General features: G+C 78.1%; 1 protein-coding gene and 1 pseudogene. One reads left to right on the forward strand and one right to left on the reverse strand.

Annotation, left to right across the window (positions count from 1 at the left end; translation table 11 throughout):
- On the forward strand, positions 1-292 hold a 292-nt coding region (locus NWP09_RS13015), incomplete at its 5' end, for a hypothetical protein (protein WP_258275912.1).
- A gap of 36 nt (positions 293-328) precedes the next feature.
- Here NWP09_RS13015 and NWP09_RS13020 read toward each other — a convergent pair.
- A pseudogene (locus NWP09_RS13020) lies at positions 329-864 on the reverse strand (D-TA family PLP-dependent enzyme); the annotation flags it as partial.

The raw sequence follows: 864 nt of genomic DNA on the forward strand, positions 1-864 counted from the left end.
CGGCGACGGCGTCGTGCTCGCGGGCGACGCGACGCCGGCCTCGGCGCGCGAGGCGGTCGAGACCATCCGCGCCGTGCGCGAGCGGCACGGGCTCGACGGGCCCTACGCCGTCGTGCAGTTCCGCGGCGTGCGGGCGGATGCGTCGGCGGCCGAGGTCGCGGACCTCACGGCCGCGCTCGCCGAGGCGGGCGCGACGAGCGTGCCGCTCTTCGCGCTCGACCGGGACCGGCGCATCGAGGCGGGCGACGGCATCCTGCGCCTCGCGGAGACGATCGGGGCGCTGCGGCGCTGACCGCTCGACGGCCGTGACGACCGCGCCGCCGATCGGTCAGTCGTTGCGGCCGCGGGCCGCGACCCGCCAGCGCGTGGACGGCTCGGCGTCGCCGCCGCGGTCGAAGACGTGCAGCTCGTCGACGAGGTTGACGGCCATGCACACGTGGTTCGGCACGACGCGCACCCGGCTGCCGAGCGGCGGCAGCGGCTCGCCCGGCAGCTCGGCGATCGCGTGGTGCTCGCTCAGCTGCACGATGCGCGCGTCGGGGTGGTCGAGCAGGCGGCCGTGGCCGGTCGCCCACGGCGCGCGGTCGGGACCGATCACCTTCGAGCCGGCGTCGAGCACGAGCCGGCCGCCCGCGTGGGAGACGACCGTCGCGTGGGCGGTGAGCGCGATGTCGGCGGGCGCGACGGTGCCGAGCTCCCATTGCTGCGCGTCGCCGAACACGCTCACGCCCGGTCGGAGCTCCGTCACCGCCGACTCGAGCTCGAGCGCCGCGGCGAAGCTGGGCGTCGAGCCGCCCGAGACGACGCGCGGCGGCAGGCCGGCGCGGCGCATCGACTCCGCCGCGGCCGCGAGCCCCTCCGCCT

The organism is Agrococcus sp. HG114, assembly GCF_024723325.1.
Lineage (GTDB): Bacteria > Actinomycetota > Actinomycetes > Actinomycetales > Microbacteriaceae > Agrococcus.